At 73.7% G+C, this 16396-nt stretch carries 18 protein-coding genes; 13 read left to right on the plus strand and 5 right to left on the minus strand.

The genetic code is table 11. The annotated features are described in order from the left end of the window. Positions 1–84 precede the first annotated feature (84 nt). Positions 85–747, plus strand: a complete 663-nt coding sequence (locus O2W17_RS09940; RefSeq protein WP_269192266.1) for a hypothetical protein — start codon at positions 85–87, stop codon at positions 745–747. Between the two features lie 15 nt (positions 748–762). Here O2W17_RS09940 and O2W17_RS09945 read toward each other — a convergent pair whose 3' ends face one another. Beyond that, positions 763–1659 (minus strand): GGDEF domain-containing protein, encoded by an 897-nt coding sequence (locus O2W17_RS09945; RefSeq protein WP_269192267.1) that lies wholly within the window; start codon positions 1657–1659, stop codon positions 763–765. 154 nt (positions 1660–1813) lie between these two features. On the opposite strand from O2W17_RS09945, the gene O2W17_RS09950 reads away from it, so the two are divergent. The 3 genes from O2W17_RS09950 (at position 1814) to O2W17_RS09960 (ending at position 4082) form a co-directional block, all read left to right on the plus strand. Continuing rightward, positions 1814–2749 carry a hydroxymethylglutaryl-CoA lyase gene (locus O2W17_RS09950; RefSeq protein WP_269192268.1) on the plus strand — a complete coding sequence of 312 codons (936 nt, stop codon included), beginning with the start codon at positions 1814–1816 and terminating at the stop codon, positions 2747–2749. After that, positions 2749–3264 (plus strand): flavin reductase family protein, encoded by a 516-nt coding sequence (locus tag O2W17_RS09955; protein ID WP_269192269.1) that lies wholly within the window; start codon positions 2749–2751, stop codon positions 3262–3264. The genes O2W17_RS09950 and O2W17_RS09955 overlap by 1 nt, the downstream gene beginning before the upstream one ends. Positions 3265–3338: 74 nt before the next feature. After that, positions 3339–4082, plus strand: coding sequence for a hypothetical protein (locus O2W17_RS09960; protein WP_269192270.1), 744 nt, complete (start codon positions 3339–3341; stop codon positions 4080–4082). Positions 4083–4101: 19 nt separating this feature from the next. On the opposite strand, the gene O2W17_RS09965 is transcribed toward O2W17_RS09960, so the two are convergent. Then, positions 4102–4542, minus strand: a complete 441-nt coding sequence (locus O2W17_RS09965; protein ID WP_269192271.1) for a hypothetical protein — start codon at positions 4540–4542, stop codon at positions 4102–4104. After that, positions 4535–4900 (minus strand): hypothetical protein, encoded by a 366-nt coding sequence (locus O2W17_RS09970; RefSeq protein WP_269192272.1) that lies wholly within the window; start codon positions 4898–4900, stop codon positions 4535–4537. The genes O2W17_RS09965 and O2W17_RS09970 overlap by 8 nt, the downstream gene beginning before the upstream one ends. Positions 4901–5072: 172 nt before the next feature. Here O2W17_RS09970 and O2W17_RS09975 point away from each other — a divergent pair, with 172 nt between their 5' ends. The 6 genes from O2W17_RS09975 (at position 5073) to ngg (ending at position 12648) form a co-directional block, all read left to right on the plus strand. Beyond that, complete coding sequence (locus tag O2W17_RS09975; RefSeq protein WP_269192273.1) at positions 5073–6086, plus strand: siderophore ABC transporter substrate-binding protein; 1014 nt, start codon at positions 5073–5075, stop codon at positions 6084–6086. A 37-nt stretch (positions 6087–6123) separates the two neighbouring features. Beyond that, positions 6124–7143 (plus strand): ABC transporter permease, encoded by a 1020-nt coding sequence (locus O2W17_RS09980; RefSeq protein WP_269192274.1) that lies wholly within the window; start codon positions 6124–6126, stop codon positions 7141–7143. Beyond that, positions 7133–8161 carry an iron chelate uptake ABC transporter family permease subunit gene (locus tag O2W17_RS09985; protein ID WP_269192275.1) on the plus strand — a complete coding sequence of 343 codons (1029 nt, stop codon included), beginning with the start codon at positions 7133–7135 and terminating at the stop codon, positions 8159–8161. The genes O2W17_RS09980 and O2W17_RS09985 overlap by 11 nt, the downstream gene beginning before the upstream one ends. Then, positions 8158–8916, plus strand: coding sequence for an iron ABC transporter ATP-binding protein (locus O2W17_RS09990; RefSeq protein ID WP_269192276.1), 759 nt, complete (start codon positions 8158–8160; stop codon positions 8914–8916). Before O2W17_RS09985 ends, O2W17_RS09990 begins: the two co-directional genes overlap by 4 nt. A 181-nt stretch (positions 8917–9097) precedes the next feature. Beyond that, entirely contained in the window at positions 9098–10882 is a 1785-nt protein-coding gene (locus O2W17_RS09995; RefSeq protein WP_269192277.1) for an N-acetylglutaminylglutamine amidotransferase, read from the plus strand. 11 nt (positions 10883–10893) lie between these two features. Continuing rightward, entirely contained in the window at positions 10894–12648 is a 1755-nt protein-coding gene (ngg, locus tag O2W17_RS10000) for an N-acetylglutaminylglutamine synthetase (protein ID WP_269192278.1), read from the plus strand. 134 nt (positions 12649–12782) lie between these two features. Here ngg and O2W17_RS10005 read toward each other — a convergent pair whose 3' ends face one another. After that, complete coding sequence (locus O2W17_RS10005; protein WP_269192279.1) at positions 12783–13076, minus strand: helix-turn-helix transcriptional regulator; 294 nt, start codon at positions 13074–13076, stop codon at positions 12783–12785. 178 nt (positions 13077–13254) lie between these two features. Here O2W17_RS10005 and O2W17_RS10010 point away from each other — a divergent pair, with 178 nt between their 5' ends. Next, positions 13255–14304 carry a TerC family protein gene (locus O2W17_RS10010; RefSeq protein WP_269192280.1) on the plus strand — a complete coding sequence of 350 codons (1050 nt, stop codon included), beginning with the start codon at positions 13255–13257 and terminating at the stop codon, positions 14302–14304. Positions 14305–14383: 79 nt separating this feature from the next. Here O2W17_RS10010 and O2W17_RS10015 read toward each other — a convergent pair whose 3' ends face one another. After that, positions 14384–15481: a CaiB/BaiF CoA transferase family protein gene (locus O2W17_RS10015; protein ID WP_269192281.1), complete on the minus strand. Its 1098-nt coding sequence runs from the start codon at positions 15479–15481 to the stop codon at positions 14384–14386. 89 nt (positions 15482–15570) lie between these two features. On the opposite strand from O2W17_RS10015, the gene crcB reads away from it, so the two are divergent. Beyond that, on the plus strand, positions 15571–15978 hold the full coding sequence (gene crcB, locus O2W17_RS10020) for a fluoride efflux transporter CrcB (protein ID WP_269192282.1): 408 nt from the start codon (positions 15571–15573) through the stop codon (positions 15976–15978). Beyond that, positions 15975–16331 (plus strand): fluoride efflux transporter FluC, encoded by a 357-nt coding sequence (locus O2W17_RS10025; protein ID WP_269192283.1) that lies wholly within the window; start codon positions 15975–15977, stop codon positions 16329–16331. The genes crcB and O2W17_RS10025 overlap by 4 nt, the downstream gene beginning before the upstream one ends. Positions 16332–16396: the final 65 nt, after the last annotated feature.

A 16396-nucleotide genomic window follows, 5' to 3' on the forward strand; every position in this document is an offset into this window, starting at 1 on the left:
GATCCGCGGCCGGTCCCGCTCGCGCGGGTGATCCCGCCCGCGTCGGCACCGATCCCGGCAGGTGCAGCGGGCAGACTGACGGCCATGAGCGACCCTCAGCCCTGGGCGTCCCCGGCCGGCGGTCACCACGGCCCCCAGCAACCGGGCCAGCCGCCGTACGGGCAGGCTCCGTACGGGCAGGCTTCGTACGGCCAGGCCCCGTACGGGCAGGTCCCCTACGGCCAGTCCCCGTACGGCCAGGCCCCGTACGGCCAGGCCCCGTACGGGCAGGTCCCCTACGGCCAGTTCCCGTACGGCCAGGCTCCGTACGGCCAGGCTGCCTACGGACCTCCGGGGTGGTACGGCCCGGTCCCCGGCGAGGCCCGCCCCGGGGTGGTCACCGCGGCCGGCGTGCTCGGCATCGTCACCGGGAGCCTGACCGCGCTCGGGTCGCTGTTCATGCTGGTGCTGCTGATCGACGGGGAGCACGACCCGGCGACGGCCCTGCTCACCCTGGGCCTGCCCTGCGCGGTCGGTCTCGTGCTGGGCGGCGTCCGGGTGCTCCAGGGCCGCGCGGCCGGGCTGCTCTTCGTCTCGGCGGTCGCCGCGGTCGGCGTCCTGGTAGCCGCCCTCGTCGCCGGCTGGGTGGTCCTGGACGACGACGGCCGGCTCGGCGTCACCGCGTTCGTGATCGTCGCCTGCGTGCTGCCGGTCGTCACCGCGGTGTTCGCCCGGCTCCGCCCGGTGGCCACCTGGCGGGAGGGCTGAGGAGGCGCGCCGGGATCAGCGGCGGGCCGACCGGCGACGCGCCTTGTCGGCGTACATGTCGTCGTCGGCCGCCCGCACGACCCGCTCGTCGACGTCGCCGGGCTCCTCGCCGCCGAGGGCGGTGCCGATGCCGATGCTGATGCCCACCGGCACCCGGGTGCCGTCGAGGTCCAGCGGCTCGGTGACCGTCGTGCGCAACCGGTCAGCCAGCGCCTCGGCGTCGGCCCGCTCGGTGTTCTCGCAGACGATGCTGAACTCGTCGCCACCGAGCCGGGCGGCGGTGTCGCTGGCCCGCAGCACCGAGCCCAGCCGCTCGGCGAAGGACACCAGCACGCGGTCGCCCATCGGGTGACCCAGCTCGTCGTTGATCGCCTTGAACCCGTCCAGGTCGATGATCAGCACGCAGGTGGGCGTGTTCTCGCGGTGCCCGCGGTCGAGGGCGTGCCGCAGCCGGTCGTGGAACAGCAGCCGGTTGGGCAGCCCGGTCAGCGGGTCGTGCAGCGAGCGGTGAACCAGCTGCGCCTCGAGCGCCTTGCGCTCGGTGATGTCCTCCATGATCAGGACCAGGTGCGCGGCCTGGCCGTCGGTCTCGGCCACCCACGAGGCGGTGATCTGCACCGGCACGTCGGATCCGTCCGCCCGCGTCAGCCGGGTCTCGTGCCGCATCGGCCGGTCGGGCCGGGCGGTCAGGGTCGCGTGCGCCTCCTGCGCGGCCGGGACGGCGTCCGGGTGCACCAGGTCCATCACCGAGCGCCCGTGCAGCTCCTCCGCGGAGCGGCCGACCATCTCGACCAGGGCGGGGTTGACGTCGACCAGGAGGCCGCCAGGGGTCGTCAAGGCGATCCCCATCGGCGCGTTGGCGAAGGCGCTCCGCCGATCCGCCGGGGGCAGCGTGCCGGCCACCTCGATCACTCCACACCTCCCGTGCTGCACTCATCTTGCTCGACGGGCCCGACGATCTGCTCCCCGGACCGGTCACCGTAGATCCGGAACGCCTGATCGAGGGAACGCCGGGCGGGAGGGGCAGGATGCGGGTGTACCCGCTGCTCGTGCCGAGGAGACCCTGATGTCCGAGTTCGACCTGGTGCTGCCCGCCTCCGTCGACGTCCGGGAGGTGGGCATGCGCGACGGGCTCCAGCTGGAGGCCCCCGTGCCCCTGGAGGCCAAGCTGGAGATGCTGGAGGCGCTCGTGGCCACCGGCGTCCGCCGGATCGAGGCGACGTCCTTCGTGTCGCCGAAGGCGGTGCCCGCGCTCGCGGACGCCGACCGGGTGGCCGCCGAGCTCGGTCGCTGGCCGGAGGTGCACTGGTCGGCCCTGGTCGCCAACCCGCGGGGCGCCGTCCGCGCGGTGGACGCCGGCGTCGCCGACCTCGAGTACGTCGTCTCCGCAACCGACGGGCACAGCCGGGCCAACGCCGGGCGGAGCACGGCCGACGCGCTGGCCGCGGTCGGCGAGATCGCCGGCCTCGCCCACGGCGCCGGCGGCTCGCTCGAGGTGATCATCGCGACGGCCTGGGACTGCCCGTTCGACGGCCGCACCCCGGTGACCCGCACGGTCGACGTCGCCCGCGCCGCGGTCACCGCCGGCGCCGACCAGCTCTGCCTCGGCGACACCATCGGGACGACGACGCCGCTGCGCGTGGTCACCCTCCTCGACGCCGTCCGCCGGGCCTGCCCGGGCGTTCCCGTGGGCGTGCACTTCCACGACACGCGGGGCACCGGCCAGGCCAACGCGCTGGCCGCCGTGCAGGCGGGGGTCACCCAGCTAGACGCCTCGGTCGGCGGGCTGGGCGGCTGCCCGTTCGCCCCGGGGGCCAGCGGCAACATCGCGACGGAGGAGCTGGTCTACCTGCTCGAGGAGTCCGGCGTCCGGACCGGTATGGACCTCGACCGGCTCATGACGGCCGCCCGCGTCACCGAGCAGGCCGTGGGGCACGAGCTGCCCAGCTCGCTGTACCGGGCCGGCGGCCGATCGGTCCCGCGCTCCGACGGGGCCCGCTGATGCCGGCTGACGCGGTCTCCGAGCCGGCGCGGATCGTCGACCCCCGGCTGATGCGCGAGGTGCTCGGGCACTTCGCGTCCGGGGTCACCGTGGTCACGGCCGACACCCCCGACGGGCCGATCGGCTTCACCTGCCAGTCCTTCAGCTCGCTGTCCCTGGACCCGCCGCTGGTCGCCCTCGCCCCGGCCCGCAGCTCCCGCACCTGGGCCCGGCTCCGGGAGCTCGGGCGGTTCTGCGTCAACGTGCTCGCCGAGGGGCAGGACGCCGTCTCGCAGAACTTCGCCCGCTCGGGCACGGACAAGTTCGCCGGGGTGCCGTGGCGGGCCAGCACGCACGGCTCCCCCGTGCTCGACGACGTGGTGGCGTGGATCGACGGCGAACTGTGGGCGGAGTACGACGGCGGGGACCACACCATCGTCGTCGCCCGCGTGCTCGACCTGGGGGCCGCGCCCGACCGCCGTCCGCTGCTGTTCCACCGCGGCGCGTACGGCCTGCTGCGCAGCGGCGAGGACTGACCGCGGTTCCCCCGGCCGGTTCCGGGGCACCGACTGCGGCGGGTGCGCGCACCCCGCACGCGAGGAGGGACCCCATGGGACTGCTGGACCGGCTCTTCGGCCGCCGACGGCGCGACGACCACGGATACGACCACGACCACGGCTACGGCCAGGGGTACGGGCCGGGGGACGGCCGCTACGCCGAGCGGTGGGCTCCCGCGCCGGCCGCACGGACGGCCGACGAGCAGGCGCTGGAGCGGTACCGCTACCTGCTGCGCACCGCGCCGCCCGACCAGGTCGAGCAGGCGCACACGGAGGCGTTCGAGCAGCTGACGCCCGAGCAGCGCCGGCAGGTGCTGGCGCAGCTGGCCGACGCCGTGCCCGCCGGGGAGCGGCCGGCCGGGGACGACCCGCGGACGCTCGCCCGCGCGGCCACCCGCGCCGAGCTGCGGCAGCCGGGCTTCATGGAGCGCACGTTCGGTGGCCACGGCAGCCCCGGCTACGGCGGCGGGTACGGGCCCGGTGGGTACGGGCGGGGTGGCTACGGACCCGGCTACGGCGGCCCGGGCATCGGGGGCATGGTCGGCGGCGGTCTGCTGGGCACCATCGGCGGGCTGGTGATCGGCTCCGCGGTGGCCGATGCGCTGTTCGACACCGGCCTGGGCGACGGCGGGCTGTTCGGCGGCGGTGACGAGGAGGCCTACGCCGCGGGTTACGAGGACGGCGCCGGTGGCTGGGGCGATCCCGGCGGCGACGGCGGGTTCGCCGGTGGGGACCACGGCGGGGGCGACTTCGGGGGCGGCGACTTCGGCGGGGACTTCGGGGGCGGCGACTTCTGAGCCCGCGCCCGGCGGCCGGTCAGCCGGGCGCCGGGTCCCGCCGGCCGCGCCGGAGCAGGAGCAGCCCCAGGACCGGCAGGACGAGCGGTACGTAGCCGTAGCCGCGGCCGTAGCCGGACCACACCGTCTCGTCGGGGAAGGCCGCCGGGTCGGCCAGCGACAGCGTGCCCACGACCAGCACGCCGACCAGCTCGACCACGATGGCGGTCAGCGCGGTCCGCCGGCCGGTGCTCCCCCCGCGGGCCAGCCCGACGGTGGCCACCGCGTAGATCACCGCCGCGAGCGCCGACAGCAGGTAGGCCACCGGCGCCTCGTCGTAGCGCGTGGCCAGCTGCACGCCGGCCCGCGCCCCCGCCGCCAGGGCGAAGATGCCGTAGACCAGCACCAGCACGCGCGCCGGACCGGTCGTGCCACCGGCGGGCGCCGGTTCCGCCGGCCGGCCGAGCCCCCGCTCACGCACCGGTGGCCTCCCACAGCTGGAGCAGCCGCCACACCATGACGCCGACGGCGGCCGCCGCCACCGCGAGCACGGTGCCGGCCCAGCGGGTGTGCTCGGTGCGGGCCCACAGCACGCCGGCGACCGGGATGAGCAGGACGCCGGAGAGGTAGCCCAGGAAGGTGGGGACGTCGGCGGGGGTGTCACCCCCGGCCATGGCGACGCCGGCCAGCACGGCCTGGACGACGAGGACCGCCTCGAGCAGGCCCGCCCCGGCCAGGTGCAGGATGCCGATCCGCCGGCCGGCGACCGTCGAGGCGAGCCCGAGGACGACCAGGAGCGCCGCGACGACGGTGGCGGCGACGACGAGGACGACCGTCACCGCACCCCTCCGCGGGAGAAGACAGGAGCCGGCACGGGCTCATCCTCCCGCCGCGCCGTCCGCAGGCCGGGATCGGGGGCCCGAGGGACCCCCGGTGGGGACTCGCCGGATCCGCTGTGGCAGGTTAGGACTGCCTTAGTAAGGCATGCCTACCCGTACCGATCGGAGTCCCATGCGCACCGCCGTCCGGCCCCTCGCGACGCTCGCTCTCCCCCTCTCCGCGGTCCTGGTCCTCTCGGCGTGCGGTGGGTCCGACCCCGCGACCGAGACAGCCGCCGTCGACACCGAGACCGTCTCCTTCACCTGGGACCGGAACGTCGCGGCCGAGGACGCGGACCCCCAGCTCGAGGAGACGTCGGTCGAGGTCCCGAAGAGCCCCGGGAACATCGTGGTCTTCGACATGGCCAGCCTCGACACGATCGGTGCGCTGGGCGGCGAGGTCGCGGGCGCCCCGCTCGACTCGGTGCCCGACTACCTGCAGGACGCGCTCGCCGACGACGCCTACGACGTCGGCACCCTGTCCGAGGCCGACCTGGTGGCGATCGAGGCGGAGCAGCTCGACCTCATCGTCATCGCCGGCCGCTCGTCGGCGCTGTACGAGGACCTCAGCGAGATCGCGCCGACCGTCGACCTCAGCCTGCGCGGCTCGTTCACCGAGACCCTGGAGCGGAACACCACCTTCCTCGGTGAGGTCCTGGGCGCCGAGGACGAGGCGGAGCAGGCGATCGCCGAGGTCACCGAGGGCATCGAGGAGGCGCGCGCCGCCACCGCGGACGCCGGAACGGGCCTGGGCCTGATGGTCTCCGGCGGCGAGCTCAGCGCGCTGTCCCCGGCCGGTGCCGACGCCGCCGGCCGCGGCGCCCGTGGCGGGCTGATCTACGACGCCTTCGGCGTCGAGCCCGTGGTCGACGACATCGAGGCCGCCACGCACGGTGAGCCCGTGTCCTTCGAGTTCCTCCTCGAGGCGAACCCCGACCACCTCTGGGTCGTCGACCGCGATGCCGCGATCGGTGCCGAGGGCGCGCAGGCCGCCGCGGCGGTGCTGGACAACGAGATCGTCGCGCAGACGACCGCCGCCCAGGAGGACCAGATCGTCTACCTGGACCCGGCCGCCTGGTACGTCGTGTTCGGTGGCATCGAGACCACCGGGATCATGATCGACGACGTCCTGCAGATCGCCGACTGATCGGCGTGGCACCGGCCGACCTCCCGTCCTGACGTCCGTGACGACGCTGGACCGGACCCCGACGAGCACCCCCACCCAGGCGCGGCCCCGCCGCACCTGGGTGGGGGTGCTCGTCGCCGTGCTCCTCGTCGTCCTCGGGCTCGCCAGCCTGTTCGTCGGCGTCTCCGACGTGTCCCCGTCCTCGGTCCTCACCGGCGGCCGGGACGGCGACGCGGCCTTCCTGCTCGTGGCCAGCCGGATCCCGCGCACGGTCGCCGTGCTGCTCGCCGGCGCGTCCCTGGGCATCGCCGGCCTGATCATGCAGATGCTGGTGCGCAACAAGTTCGTCGAGCCCGGCACCACCGGCGTCAGCGAGTTCGCGACGCTCGGCATGCTCGTCACGATGATCTTCCTGCCCGGCCTCGCCGTCGTCGGGAAGATGGCGGTGGCTGCGGTCTTCGGCCTCGTCGGGACCTGGGTGTTCCTGCGGGTGGTCCGCGTCGTGCCCGTGCGCCAGCTGGTGCTCGTCCCGCTGGTCGGCATCATGCTCGGCGGCGTCGTGGGCGCCGTCACGACGTTCTTCGCCTACCGCCTGGATCTCCTGCAGTCCCTCGGGCAGTGGTCGCAGGGCAGCTTCGCCACGATCATGCAGGGCCGGTACGAGTTCCTCTGGATCGCCGGCCTCATGGTCGTCGTCGCCTGGGTGGCCGCCGACCGGTTCAGCGTCGTCGGCCTCGGCGAGGAGTTCGCCACCAACCTGGGGCTGGACTACCGCAGGGTCGTCGCCGTCGGCATGGTGGTCATCGCGGTGATCACTGCGGCGGTCCTCGTCACGGCCGGGATGATCCCGTTCCTGGGGCTGGTCGTGCCGAACGTCGTCAGCCTGATCATCGGCGACAACGTGCGCCGGTCGATCCCGCGGGTCGCCGGGATCGGGGCCGTGTTCGTCCTCGCCTGCGACCTGGTCGCCCGCCTCGTGCGCTTCCCCTACGAGATCCCGCTGGGGGTCGTCGTCGGCATCGTCGGTGCGGCGCTGTTCCTCTGGCTGCTGCTGCGGAGGCGGAGCCGTGCTCACTGACCCCGTTCCCACGGAGTCCGGCGCCCTGCCCGCCGCCGGCCTGCACCGGACCCGGCTCGCGACCTCCTGGGCCGAGCCCCGGGTCCGCCTGGGCGTGCTGGGCGCGACCGTCCTGGTCCTGACCGCCGTCTTCCTGTTCACCGCCGTCCCCGGGTCGCTGTCGTTCGCGCTCGGGATCCGCAGCCGCACGGTGCTCGCCATGCTCGTGGTCGCGACGGCGGTCGGTGTGTCGACGGTCGTGTTCCACACGATCACGCAGAACCGCATCCTGACCCCGTCGATCATGGGCTTCGACGCGTTCTACGTGCTGATCTCGACCGTGCTGGTGTTCTTCGCCGGCTCGGCGGGGTTCCTCGGCTTCGACCAGCTCACCCTGTGGCTGGTCCAGGTCGGGGTGATGGTCGCGTTCAGCGTGCTGCTGTTCACCTGGCTGTTCGGTGGCAAGCGGCGGTCGATCCACCTCATGCTGCTGGTCGGCATCGTGCTGGGCACGTTCTTCCGCGCCTTCACCGAGTGGATGCAGCGGATGCTCGACCCGCTGGACTTCCAGGTGCTCTCCGACGCGATGTTCGCCTCCCTCACCCGGCCCGACGAGACGCTGCTGCTGCTCACCTCCGGGCTGGTCGTCCTCGGGTGCGCGGTGATCGTGCCGCTGCTGCGCATCCTCGACGTCCTGACGCTGGGCGAACCGGCCGCCGTGGGCCTGGGCGTGGACCACCGCCGGGTGGTGATGGTGCTCTTCCTGAGCGTCTCGGTGATGATCGCCGCGTCGACGGCGCTGGTGGGCCCGATCCTGTTCTTCGGCCTCATCGTGGCCAACCTCGCCTACTCCTACGCGGGGTCATTCCGCCACGCGTGGACGCTGCCCACCGCCGTGCTCATCGGGATGGTCTGCCTGCTGGGCGGCCAGCTGGTGCTCGAGCGGCTGCTCGGCTTCGGCGGGACCCTCTCCACGGTCATCGACTTCGCCGGCGGCTTGTTCTTCCTGTACCTCGTGCTGCGGAAGGGGGCGCGGTGATCGCGCTCGAGAACGTCACCAAGCGGTACGGCGGGCAGACGGTGGTCGACGACGTCTCCATCACCTTCGGCGGTGAGGGCGTGACGGCGCTCATCGGCCCGAACGGGGCCGGCAAGTCCACGCTGTTCGGCCTCGTCGGCCGCCTCCTGCAGCCGGATGCCGGCCGCATCGCGGTGGACGGGATGGCCGTCGCGACGACGCCGTCGCACGAGCTCGCCAGGAACCTCGCCGTGCTGCGCCAGGACAACCACGTCGCCGCGCGCCTGACCGTCCACGACCTCGTGGAGTTCGGCCGCTTCCCGCACTCGAGGGGACGGCTCACCGTCCACGACCGCGAGCACATCGAGCGCGCGATCGGCTACCTCGACCTCGACGCCTACCGGGACCGGTTCCTCGACGAGCTCTCCGGCGGGCAGCGCCAGCGGGCCTTCATCGCGATGGTCCTCGCGCAGGACACGAAGTACGTGCTGCTCGACGAGCCGCTCAACAACCTCGACCTGCGGCACATGACCGAGATCATGCGGCTCATCCGCAGGATGGCCGACGAGCTCGGCAAGCGGGTGGTCGTCGTGCTGCACGACATCAATGTCGCCGCCACCTACGCCGACCGCATCGTCGCCATGCGGGACGGGGTCGTCGTGGCGGATGCCGCCGCGCGGGAGATCATGCGCCCCGACGTGCTCGCCGCCGTCTACGACACCCCCGTCGACGTCCGCGAGATCGACGGCAGGCCGGTCGCCCTCTACTACGGCTGAGCGGCGCGGCGAGCGGCCGGTCCGACACCGCCGGCGGACCGTCGCCAGGGTGCGCGCCGTGCCCGGGCAGGGAGGACGTTCCACGTGGAACGGCGCCCGGTACGTGAGGTGTGCCACGCATGCCCCGATCGAAGGCCCCCCGCGTCGCGGGCGGGGGCGGTCGAGGGTTAGATCGTTTCGTATGTGCGGCCTCTGCGGCGAGATCACGTTCGACGGGACCACGGCCGACACGACCGCGGTAGCCCGCATGGTCGAGGCCCTGGTCCCCCGTGGCCCGGACGGGCAGGGATCGTGGAGCAACGGGCGGGTGGCCTTCGGGCACCGCAGGCTCTCGGTCATCGACCTCTCCACCTGCGGCTCCCAGCCGATGGTGGACAACGAGCTCGGCCTGACGGCGGTGTTCAACGGCTGCATCTACGACTACCGGGAGCTGCGGGCGGAGCTGGAGGGCCACGGCTACCGCTTCTTCTCCCACAGCGACACCGAGGTGATCCTCAAGGGCTACCACCACTGGGGCACCGACGTCGTCTCCCACCTGCACGGCATGTTCGCGTTCGTCATCGCCGAGCGGGACACCGGCCGCGTGGTCATGGCCCGCGACCGGCTGGGCATCAAGCCCCTCTACCTCTCCGAGACCCCTGGCAAGCGGCTGCGCTTCGCGTCCACGCTGCCCGCGCTGCTGCGCGGCGGTGACGTCGACACCTCCGTCGACTCCGTCGCCCTGCACCACTACCTCACCTGGCACGCCGTCGTCCCCGCTCCGCGGACGATCCTCAACGGCGTCCGCAAGCTCCCGCCGGCCACCGTGCGCATCATCGAGGCCGACGGCACGAGCACCGAGCACCGGTACTGGGAGGCGCGCTACGAGCGCCGGGTCGAGCACGCCAACTGGTCGGCCCGCGACTGGGAGGACGCGATCGAGGAGGCGCTGCGGGTCGCGGTCCGCCGCCGCCTGGTCGCCGACATCCCGGTCGGGGTGCTGCTCTCCGGCGGCCTCGACTCGAGCCTGATCGTCGGCCTGCTCGCCCAGGAGGGGCAGACCGGGCTGGCCACCTACTCGATCGGCTTCGAGTCCGTCGGCGGCCGCGAGGGCGACGAGTTCCAGTACTCCGACGTCATCGCCGAGCGCTTCGCCACCGACCACCACCGCATCCGCGTCGGCTCCGACGAGCTGGCCGGCGCGCTGGGTCACGCCATCGGCGCCATGGCCGAGCCGATGGTCAGCCACGACGTCGTCGCCTTCGACCTGCTCAGCGAGCGGGTCAGCCAGTCGATCAAGGTGGTGCAGTCCGGCCAGGGCGCCGACGAGGTCTTCGCCGGCTACCACTGGTACCCGCCGCTGGCCGGCGTCGGCCGCGAGGAGGCGGTGCGGACCTACGCGCAGGCGTTCTTCGACCGCGACCACGCGCAGATGCGGCACGTCGTCTCCGGCCGCTACGCCCTGGACGAGGACCCGAGCCTGGCCTTCGTGCGGGCGCACATGTCCGCCCCCGGCGCCGAGACGGCGGTGGACGCCGCCCTGCGCCTGGACAGCGAGGTCATGCTGGTCGACGACCCGGTGAAGCGGGTGGACAACATGTCCATGGCCTGGGGCCTGGAGGCCCGCGTGCCCTTCCTCGACCACGACCTGGTGGAGCTGGCGGCCATGTGCCCGCCCGAGCTGAAGCTGGCCGACGGCGGCAAGGGCATCCTGAAGGCCATCGGCCGGCGGATCATCCCGCCGGAGGTCATCGACCGCCCCAAGGGCTACTTCCCGGTGCCGGCGATCACCCACCTGCAGGGCAAGGTGCTCGACCTGGTCAAGGACGCGCTCTCCAGCGACGCCGCCCGGGACCGGGGCCTGTTCCGCCCGGAGTACGTCCGGGAACTGCTCGCCGACCCCAACGGCGAGCTCACCCCGCTGCGCGGGAACAAGCTCTGGCAGCTGGGGCTGCTGGAGCTCTGGCTCCAGACGCACGCGGTCTGAGGGGGGCGGTCATGGCACGGCTGGCCGGGCACCGCCGACGCACGGCGGTGCCGTCCACCCCTGAGCTGACCAGCCGGTCCTGGCACCAGCCCACGGCCCACGAGATCGAGGGCATGGCCGAGGACGTCGTCCTCGACCTGGGCTGGGGGCAGCTGGCGTTCGGGCAGACGTTCCGGGACCTGCGCGGCATCGTCGACGTGCTGCGGGCCGAGGAGACGGGGCGGCGGGACATCTGCGTCTACCCGCGCGACCCGCAGGTGCTGGTCGGGATGGCGCCCGACGAGCTGTTCATCGACCCGTCCCTCACCTACCGGCTCGACCTGCACCGCTACCGCCCCCGGCCCGAGGTGATCCGCGGCGTCTTCGTGCGCACGGTGACCTCCGAGGCGGAGATGGTCGAGATCAACGAGCTGTACGCGCGCAACGGCATGGTGCCCGCCGACCCGGCGACCATGTGGGCCAACCACCGCACCCGCACCTTCACCTACCTGGTCGCGGAGGACACCCGCACCAAGAAGATCGTCGGCACGGTGACCGGTGTCGACCACGTGCTCGCCTTCGGCGACCGGGAGGGCGGCACCAGCCTGTGGTGCCTGGTGGCGGACAAGCAGGACGCCCCGCCGGGAACCGGGGAGGCGCTGGTCCGGGTGCTGGCCGAGCGGTACGTCGCCCGCGGCCGGGCGTACCTCGACCTCTCGGTGATGCACGACAACACCGCGGCGATCACGCTCTACCGGAAGCTGGGCTTCTCCCGGGTCGCCGCCGTGTGCGTGAAGCGGAAGAACCCGATCAACACGCCGCTGTTCGCCGCGCGGCCGCCGGGCCTGGAGCGGCTGAACCCCTACGCGTCGATCATCGCCGAGGAGGCGCTCCGGCGCGGGATCCGGGTCGAGATCACCGACGCCGAGTGGGGCGAGATGCGGCTGACGCTGGGCGGCCGCTCGGTGCTGACCCGGGAGTCGCTCTCGGAGTTCACCACCGCCGTGGCGCTGAGCCGCTGCGACGACAAGCGGGTCACCCGGCGGATCATGCGGCGGGCCGGGGTCCGGGTCGCCCAGGGCGCGCTGGCCTGCGAAGGCGATCTCGACGAGGCCCGGACGCTGCTGCGCGGGGTCGGCGACGTCGTCGTCAAGCCCGCCCGGGGTGAGCAGGGCCGGGGCATCACCGTCGGGGTCACCGACGAGGCGGGCCTCGAGCGGGCCGTCGCCGTCGCGCTGCAGTTCTGCCCCGACGTGCTGGTCGAGGAGCGGGTCGAGGGGGAGGACCTGCGGGTCGTCGTCATCGACCGGCAGGTCGTCGCCGCCGCGGTGCGCCGTCCGGCGGAGGTCGTGGGCGACGGGCGGCACGCCGTCGCCGACCTGGTGCGGTCCACCAGCCGCCGGCGGGAACGGGCGACCGGCGGGGAGTCGCGGATCCCGCTGGACGACACGACGACCGAGGTGGTCGCCGAGTCCGGCTACGCCATGGACGACGTCCCGGCGCACGGCGAGCGGATCCAGGTGCGCCGGACGGCGAACCTGCACACCGGCGGGACCATCGAGGACGTCACCGAGCAGCTGCACCCCACCATCGCGGAGGCCGCCGTCCGGGCGGCGGAGTCCCTCGGCATCCCGGTGACCGGCATCGACTTCCTGGTCCCCGACGTCAGCGGCCCCGACTACGTCTTCATCGAGGCCAACGAGCGGCCCGGGCTGGCCAACCACGAGCCGCAGCCCACCGCCGGGCGCTTCGTCGACCTGCTCTTCCCGGAGACCCGCCGCCGCTGAGCACCATGGTGATCAGGTCACCTGATCGTCTGGGGTCCTGGCTCACGGTCGACGGTGAGCCAGGACCCCGGACGGTGAGCCAGGACGGCGACCCGGGGCGGTGAGCCAGGATGGCGACCGGCGGTGGCGCGCGGTCACCTGCCGAGCAGGCGCAGCAGCCCGTCGACCTCGTGCTGGGCCGTGCTCGGGTGGCGGAAGTGCTGGTGCGGCCGGATCTCGTAGTGCGTGCGCCGCCCCCGACGGCTGCGGACGAGGTACCCCGCCTCCTCCAGGTCCCGCAGGATGCTCAGCGCGGCCCGTGGCGTGACCCCCACCTCCGCCGCGATGTCGGCGACCCGGGCATCCGGGCTCCGCGCGACGGCGAGCAGGACGTGCGCGTGGTTGGTGAGGAACGTCCACGAGTGGCGTCCCGGGTGCCCAGCGGTCATCCGCCCTCTCCCGACTTGGCCGAACAGGTGAACTGTGCTTCACTATTCGGCACAGGAGGGGAGTATCCCCCCACGCGTCGTCGTCACTACGGCTCCCCCTGCGGAGCTCGGCGGTGCGGGCCTCCGGGCCGGGAGAGACCTCCAGTTGGTTCGTCCCGACTGGAGGAGTGGATACCCCGTGGACGTCTCACTGTGGCTGTGGCTGGCCGTGCTCGGCCTGATCTGCGGCATGCTGGCGGTCGATCTGTTCGCCCACCGGAGGGCGCACGTCATCGGCGTGCGCGAGGCCGCCGCCTGGTCGGCGGTGTGGGTGGCCATCGGCGTCGCCTTCGGCGCCTGGGTGTGGTGGGCGCACGGCGCCGGCCTCGGCCAGCAGTACTTCGCCGGCTACCTGATCGAGAAGTCACTGGCGGTCGACAACGTGTTCGTCTGGGCGATCATCTTCGCCTTCTTCGCCGTGCCCCGGGAGTACCAGCACCGGGTGCTGTTCTTCGGTGTCCTGGGGGCGCTGGTGTTCCGGGGCCTGTTCATCGCCGGCGGCTCGGTGCTCATCGCCAGCTTCGGCTGGGTCCTCTACCTCTTCGCCGCGTTCCTGCTCTGGACCGGCGTCCGCATGATCCGGCAGCGCAACGAGCACCTCGACCCGGAGCAGTCCCGGGTGCTGCGGCTGTTCCGCCGCTACGTGCCGATGACCGACGCCTTCTACGGGCAGCGGTTCCTCGTCCGGCGCGGCGGGGTGCTGATGGCCACTCCCCTGCTGGCGGTGCTGGTGCTCGTCGAGGTCACCGACGTCGTCTTCGCCGTCGACTCGATCCCGGCGATCTTCGCCGTCACCGACGAGCCCTTCCTCGTCTTCACCGCCAACGCGTTCGCCATCCTGGGACTGCGGGCCATGTACTTCCTGCTGGCCGACCTGATCCACCGGTTCGTCTACCTCAAGGTGGGCCTGGCGCTGGTCCTGGTGTGGGTGGGCATCAAGATGCTGCTCAAGGTCGACGTCTTCTACATCCCGACGACGATCAGCCTGGCGGTCATCACCGTCCTGATCGGCGGCTCGATCGCGCTCAGCCTGCGGGCCACCCGGGGCCAGGGGCGCAGCGCCCTCGAGACCCCCGCGGAGCCGCCGTTCCGGGTCGCGACCGAGGAGGAGATCGCCGAGCTGGAGCCGCTCCGCCGCCGTCGGTCGGCGCCTGTCCCGGAGGAGGCAGCCGTGCGGCCTCCCCGGTGATCAGGTGACCTGATCACCAGGGGTCCTGGCTTCCGGTGGACGGTGAGCCAGGACCCCGGCAGGTGAGCCAGGACGCCGGTCAGAGGCCGAGCTCGGCGCGGATCTCGTCGGTGTGCTCCCCCGCCGCCGGCACCCGGCCGACGGCCCCGGGCGTCGCCGAGAAGCGCGGCGCGACGGCGGGCTGCCGCACACCGTCGACCTCGACGAAGACCCCCCGCTCGGTGTTGTGCCGGTCCTCGGTCGCCTCGACCAGCGACCAGACCGGCGCCACGCAGGCGTCGGTCCCTTCGAACACCGCCCACCACTGCGCGCGGGTGCGGGACGCGAAGGCGCGGGTGAACCGCTCGCGCAGCGCCGGCCACTGGCGGGGGTCGCTCCGGTCGGGCAGCGTCTCGTCACCGGCCAGCTCCAGCCCGGCGAGCAGCGCGGCGTAGAACTGCTCCTCCAGGGCGCCGACCGCGAGGAACTGCCCGTCGGCACAGCGGTAGACGTCGTAGAACGGCGCACCCGTGTCGAGCAGGTTGCGGCCCCGCCGGTCGGTCCAGACCCCGGCGCCGAGCATGCCGTGGATCATCGTGGTCAGGACGGCGGTCCCGTCGACGATCGCGGCGTCCACGACCTGGCCCCGGCCCGTGCTGCGGGCGGACAGCAGAGCAGCGAGCGCGCCGAGGGCGAGGAACACTCCCCCGCCGCCGAAGTCGCCGAGCAGGTTGAGCGGTGGGGCCGGCCGCTCGTCGGGACGCCCGCTGGCGCCCAGGGCCCCGGTGAGGGCGATGTAGCCGATGTCGTGGCCGGCGCTGTGCGCGAGCGGTCCGGTCTGCCCCCAGCCGGTCATCCGGCCGTAGACCAGCGCCGGGTTGTCGCCCAGCAGCTCGTCGGGGCCAAGCCCCAACCGCTCCATGACGCCGGGCCGGAAGCCCTCCAGCAGGACCTCGGACCGCCGCGCGAGGGCCCGGACCACCTCGACGTCGGCCGGGTTCTTGAGGTCCAGCGCGATCGAGCGCTTGCCGCGGTCCAGCAGCGAGGTGGCGCCGAGCGAGCCGAGCAGGCCGCCGCGGCTGCCCTTCCGGTCGATGCGCACCACGTCGGCGCCCAGATCGGCCAGCAGCATCCCGCAGAACGGCCCGGGCCCCAGCCCGGCGAACTCGACGACCCGCACCCCGTCCAGCGGTCCCACGGCGTCCTCCCCTGTCCCGGGTCACCGACGTGCGACCCTCCCGGAGGGCATGCTGCCCGACGCCGGAACGAGAGGGAGAGCCAGGTCACATGGCCTACCTGCTGGCGGCGCTGGGCGGGGCGCTCGGCTCCCTGGCGCGCTGGTCGCTGGCCGAGGCGCTGCCCCCCTCCCCCGCCGGCTGGCCCTGGGCGACCCTGCTCGTCAACCTGACCGGCTGCCTGCTCCTCGGTGCGCTGCTGGCGGGCCTCGCCACCCGCTCCCCCGAGCCCGCCTGGGTGCGGCCGTTCCTCGGCGTCGGCGTCCTCGGCGGGTTCACGACCTACTCCGCGTTCGCCGTCGAGGTGGTCGGCCTGGTCGACCGCGGGGCGCCCGTGCTGGCCGCGGGGTACGTGCTGGCCTCCACCGCGGGGGGCGTCGTGGCGGTCGTGCTGGGCGCGCAGGCGGTCCGGTCCGCCCGGGGGTCGTCGGGCGCGCCGACCGGGTGGTCGGCCCGGTGACCCCCCTCCTGGTGGCCCTGGGCGCCGCGGTGGGGGCACCGCTGCGGCTGCTGGCCACCCGGCTCGCGGGCCGGGCCGGGCGCGACCCCGCGGCGGGGACCCTGGCGGTCAACGTGGCCGGCAGCGCGGTCCTGGGCCTGCTCCTCGGCCTGGCCGACGTCCCGGCCGGAGTCCTGGCCCTGGTGGGCGCGGGCTTCTGCGGTGCCCTCACCACCTTCTCGACGTTCGGCACCGACGTCGTCCGCCTGCTGGGCGAGCGAGGGGCCGGCCGGGCGCTGGGCTACCTCCTCGCCACGCTGGTGCTCGGCCTCGGCGCGGCCGCCGGCGCCTACCTGGTCGCCCGCGGGAGCTGACGGTCCGCACGGGGCCGGCGTCGTCCCGGCAGCGCCGATCCCCGGTCCGCGCGACCACCCGTGGA

The organism is Blastococcus sp. VKM Ac-2987 (assembly GCF_026967805.1).
Taxonomy (GTDB): domain Bacteria; phylum Actinomycetota; class Actinomycetes; order Mycobacteriales; family Geodermatophilaceae; genus Blastococcus.